Here is a 4,636-nt window from a genome sequence, read left to right as displayed (position 1 = left end):
GAGATAATATCAGCGAGTAAAAACTCGGGCCTGCGCTTTTTAACTTTATCCTTTTCAAGCTGCTCAAAGGCCCTCCATACAAACTCAGTAGATAAGTTGTATGGTGGTTTTTTCATTACATTGGCCAGTTTCTTTATCATCTCATAAGTCAGGTGCCTTTTGTCATAGGGTTGATTATAAATAATCTGCAAGGCCAGAATCTCATCTTTATTGGCTTTCATAAACTCCTTGAAGGACTGCACTACCTTCTCTGCCTGGCCTGGATCAAATTTAGCAGTAATGATGGCATCCTGGCTTACTATATCAATGATCTGATACTGCTGTTTTCTAATCTCAATCAGGGTTTTCCTGAAATCAGGATCATCAAATACCAGGCAAGCTTCGGTTGTTAACACTTCGATGGCTTTTTCAATCTGATTATCCGAAAGTGTTTCCACATCAAACATTTCCCTTGCCTTTTCTACCTGTTTATCCGGATCCACAGAATCCAGCAGCTCGTTTATGATTTCTCTTAATACTTTTCCATGAGCTACCTCCTTAAGTTCATTGTGCTGTTCCTCTTCTAATCGAACATTTAGTTTTGCCAGTCGTCCGGCCATCGTCATCAATGTATCCTCGTCCCTCTCCCCTATTGCGATGGACTGCACAAGTTTATCAAAGGGAACAGATTTTTTCCGTTCAAGGGGTCTGGAGTCGGTCTTGTCGCTCTCTGTAACTCCAACAGCGTCTACAATTATAAAATGAGTCTTGTGCTCTTCATCGGGGGTTACAGCTTTAAGATCTGTTGAAGAGATCACACGAGTGCCTCGTCCTTTCATCTGCTCATAATAAACCCGAGACTTTACATCCCGCATGAATAGGAGGCATTCCAGGGGGCGGATATCCGTTCCAGTGGAGATCATGTCAACCGTCACTGCGATGCGGGGATTATAGGAATTGCGAAAACTGGCGATGAGATTCTCCGGCTTGTCCCCAGTCGTACGATAAGTGATCTTTTTACAGAATTTATTCCCTTTACCAAACTCCTCCCGAATAATTTGCACAATGTCTTCGGCATGAGAATCATCTTTTGAAAAAACCAGAGTCTTTGGGATTTCTGTGCGCCCGGGGAAAATCTCGGTAAATAACTTTTCCTTGAAAGTGCGGATCACTGTGCGGATCTGGTCGACAGCCACCACTGCTCTATCAAGAGCTTTTTCGTCATATTCAAGGTCTTCATCAAGCTGTTCCCAGCGGATCTTACGGGTTTGGCGGTCGCGTTTGTCAATATGATAGCCTACTTCAACTTTACTTCCTTTTTCCGTAATTCTGGTACGGATACGATATACCTCATAGCCGACATTGACTCTATCCGCAACAGCTCTTTCATGATTGTATTCCATAACAAGGTTCTGGTTGAAAAATCCAAAGGTCTGTTTGGAAGGAGTTGCAGTCAGACCTATTATGAAAGCATCAAAATACTCCAAAACCTGGCGCCACTGTTTATAAATGGAACGATGGCACTCATCAGTAATTATAAAGTCAAATGTTTCAATGGGTATATTTGGATTGTAGGTTACTTCTTTAATCTGACCCGTAGTCAAATCCGCAAGGGATATTTCATCCTGTTCTGTATCGAATTCTTTGCCTTTAAGCATCGAATACAATCTCTGTATGGTTGTGATACATACTTTACTAACAGGATCAATGGTAGGGCTTGATAGAAGCTGCACATTATAGAGTTCGATGAACTTTCTGTGATCATCAGGCGTGGTGTACTGGGCGAATTCTCCCCTGGTTTGTCTTCCAAGGGTACGGCGATCGACCAGGAACAGGATACGTTTGGCTTTGGCAAATTTAATGAGGCGATAAACAAAACTAACGGCTGTGTATGTCTTGCCGCTGCCACTGGCCATTTGGATCAATGCCCTGGGTTTGGCTTCTTTTAATGAAATATCAAGATTTGTAATGGCTTCTATTTGACAGTCACGAAGGCCGGCTGTTATGAGTGGCGGAAGCTGCTTGAGGCGCGCTCTTAATGTTGCATCTTGTTTAGCCCATTTGAAAAGTGTTTCTGGTTTATGAAAAGCAAAAGTCCGGCGGGAGAGAGGATTTGGATCTTTATCATTTCTGAAATATGTCTCAACGCCGGTGCTTTCATAAGCAAAGGGTAAAGGTGATGATATATGGGGAATGTTTTTTGGAAAGTTTCGTATATATTTTGAAGTTTGCTCCGCGACTCCGCTTAATGTGCTGCCAGCAGGTTTGGCTTCTATTACTCCGATCGCTTTTCTATTTGCAAATAAAGCATAATCAACAGGACCAGCTTTTGTCGGAAATTCCCGGACAGCGATTCCTGACCCTGCACCTAAATTTAAATTTGATCGGTCTTGTATAATCCAGTTCGCCTTTTTGAGTTGTTTATCAATATCTTTTCTGGCTCGTTCTTCTGGTTTCATTTAATTTTTATTTCCGATTCCCAAGAGCATTAGATTATATAAATTATTAGCTTTTGGCAAGGGATTCTATAGCGAAAAATCATGTTATAAAAACACCTTCAATCTTTCTAGGACCAGCAAGAATTCTTTTATTTACATAAAAATAACGTTTCTGTTCTTTATTTAAGTTTACATCCACATACCATTTCACCAATTGTATTTTACCCTGAGAGATTTCTATTCCTGTAATGCAGCGGGGATGCACACAGCTTCCATCATTAAAGTAAGGAGGTTCTCCCTTATTAGGAAAAACTGGTTTGTGTGTATGACCTATTATAACAGGTATTTTTTTCTTATCTATCCAATATTTAAACCTCTTATCTGTTTTCTGCATCGAATGGAAATTTCTCGCTGGACTTGTAGGATCAGGTATTCCTAGTATAGACTGAAAATATTTCCAGTAGTTTCTAACAAAAATTCTTCCAAAAAACCAACATTCATCGTTTAGACAATCACCCTGATGTCCATGGATCACTAGGATCTTATTTTTGCCATTTTTATACTGGAGAACGAGTGATTCGTGTACTTTTAAATTTTTAAAGATAGGCTTTTTTTTCCTTGTTTTATCATCAATTATGTTTGAAAATTCTTTTTTTACTTTTTTTTGATTTTTCCACCTTCGGTTATGATTTCCCCATATATAATACAGCCGATTGTTTATGTGGAACTCATCAAAAAGCTCAAAAATCGTCCGGTAATTCTCTTTTATTCTATTAAAGTCTTTATTTTCCCATAACTCATCGCCGTCACCTAGTTCAATGTATGTATATCCTTTGTTATAATAGTGAGTAAGAGCAGTTATGAAAATCAGTTGGTTATGAGCAAAATCATCGGCATGGTCTCCGTAGCCACGGTGACAGTCGCTGAAAAAAATAATTTTAGAGGTGTCATCTATATGGATTACTTTGGATTTATCTACTAATTTCTGTAATTTTTTAAGGAATTTTTTTCTCAATTTCTATACATTCTAATTAAACAAATGATTGTTTATATTTATCTTGATGAGATCGAATTAAAAAGCCTGGTGACCTCTCCTCTATTAATAAATTGGGATAATATTTTATAATTGTTTTTTACAAATTGAATTCTTCCTGCAATGATTGCAGGATGAATCTTAAGTTGTTCTGATAAAAAAAGCACTTCCTTTGCCAGATTTTTTGAATCCAGGTTAACTTTCTTCCAATATTCTTCTGGGATTAGTGCATTTTGGGCAATTCTATCAGCTTCCTTTTCCTTCGAATCTTTCTTTACAATACTTAACTTATGAGGCCCTAGCTCGTCTATTATAATATTTGTTTCATCCACATGAAGATGCTTGGTAAGATGTGCTAATTCGTGAAGAAGACAAAACCAAAAATTATCTATCCGGTCATATCTTAAGGTTAGTGCTATTACTGGTTTCTTTTTATCTAAAATCATCGCAGCTCCATCAAGAAAAGTTTTTCTCAAATGAGGGACAATAAAATATTGTATACCGTGTTTCTCAAGATATTCCTTTGCTAGCAGAGGACCATTTTTAAAATAACTGAGTTTTGATAAATCTGATAAATTAATGGATCCATGTTTATATTTTTTTTCTAAAGGATGTTTCTCAGACAACTCCATAATCCTAAGACACCAAGCCATAAGTGCGTATCTATCAGTTCTATATTTTTTTATCGGACTTTTACTAGTGCGAAATAATAATTTTGAAAAACTATTCATACCTCCGGCTTCCTGAATATATCCTCGCATAATTTCCTCTTCATTTCCTTTTATGATTTTTTTAGAAGAAATCCAGCCCAAATTAACCATTTCGTGTATAGGAAAACAGGACCAGTCTATCCCTGGAATTTCTTTAGGAAAATCATGGCCTTGTTCTTGTAACAAGATTTCGGCTGGGATTCCAAATCCTTTATGAAGCGCTCTCATCATAGATAAAGAAAGAGGCCTTTTTTTATTGATAACTTCAGACACTTTACTTTTGCTGCCTATAAGGGGAACAAGATCCTTTTGATTTAATCCCAATTGTTCCATTCTAAATCTGATTGCATCGATAGGATCAGGTATCTCTTTATATTTTTTTGATTTGAAGGGATTAAATTTGATTCTTTTTTTAATTCAGATCTATTCTACAAGCCTTTGCTTATATCTACAAGCCTTTGCTCATAGCATCAAGG

Annotated in this window: 3 protein-coding genes; all 3 read right to left on the bottom strand. The window is 37.6% G+C overall.

What is annotated here, in order from left to right; genetic code table 11:
* Positions 1–2,438 (bottom strand): DEAD/DEAH box helicase family protein (locus tag VMW78_04590; protein HUV50279.1); only part of this gene is annotated, 2,438 nt, incomplete at its 3' end.
* Positions 2,439–2,517: 79 nt separating this feature from the next.
* A complete protein-coding gene (locus VMW78_04585; protein ID HUV50278.1) occupies positions 2,518–3,432 on the bottom strand; it encodes a metallophosphoesterase in 915 nt (304 codons plus the stop codon).
* Between the two features lie 38 nt (positions 3,433–3,470).
* Positions 3,471–4,493, bottom strand: a complete 1,023-nt coding sequence (locus VMW78_04580; GenBank protein HUV50277.1) for a transcriptional regulator — start codon at positions 4,491–4,493, stop codon at positions 3,471–3,473.
* Positions 4,494–4,636 lie beyond the last annotated feature (143 nt).

The organism is Anaerolineae bacterium, assembly GCA_035529315.1.
GTDB lineage: Bacteria > Desulfobacterota > Desulfobacteria > Desulfobacterales > ETH-SRB1 > Desulfaltia.
This window is presented reverse-complemented; position numbering and strand designations above follow the sequence as displayed.

What these genes read in the sequence shown, in the direction of transcription:
- VMW78_04580 (HUV50277.1), bottom strand. Translation starts at nt 4,493, where the DNA reads ATGGAACAATTGGGATTAAATCAAAAGGATCTTGTTCCCCTTATAGGC.